Origin of the sequence: Listeria sp. SHR_NRA_18 (assembly GCF_003856515.1) — a bacterium.
In the GTDB taxonomy this organism is placed as follows: domain Bacteria; phylum Bacillota; class Bacilli; order Lactobacillales; family Listeriaceae; genus Listeria_A; species Listeria_A newyorkensis.
Window position 1 is genome coordinate 1 of record NZ_QPKR01000066.1, and the last position, 441, is coordinate 441.

At 49.7% G+C, this 441-nt stretch carries 1 protein-coding gene; it reads right to left on the bottom strand.

From position 1 onward, the window contains the following. A partial coding sequence (locus tag DUK53_RS17165; RefSeq protein ID WP_143813229.1) for a histidine phosphatase family protein occupies window positions 1–441 on the bottom strand: 441 nt, incomplete at both ends.

Here is a 441-nt window from a genome sequence, read left to right on the forward strand (position 1 = left end):
ACATAGCTCATATCGCCCAGTTCACCCACGGTAAATTCACCGTTTTTATAAGTAATCTGCGTAACGCTAGCATTAGACAGTGGCGCGACAATGGGTGTAGAGCTCATATCCGCTACCATGGCCAGAATGGCTGCGCCATGTGAAACCAGGAGTATGTTACCGCCCCCTTGAGCTGCCGTTTCCTCAGCAATCGTTTTTAGCTCGGATTGCATACGTGCTTTGACGGTGGCAAACGTTTCAGCTTCACCGCTGGTATCGACCAGAGCAACACCGCCGAACATCTTGTCAAATGGCAACTTTCCATTGGCAAAATCACCGAATAGCGCTTTTTCCGACTCATAGCTAAGCTTGGTGGCGATGGCTCCCCACATATTGGCATCGAGATCGCCTTCATAAATGCCGAAGCAGAACTCACGCAGTTTCTCGCTTTCAACGATGTTC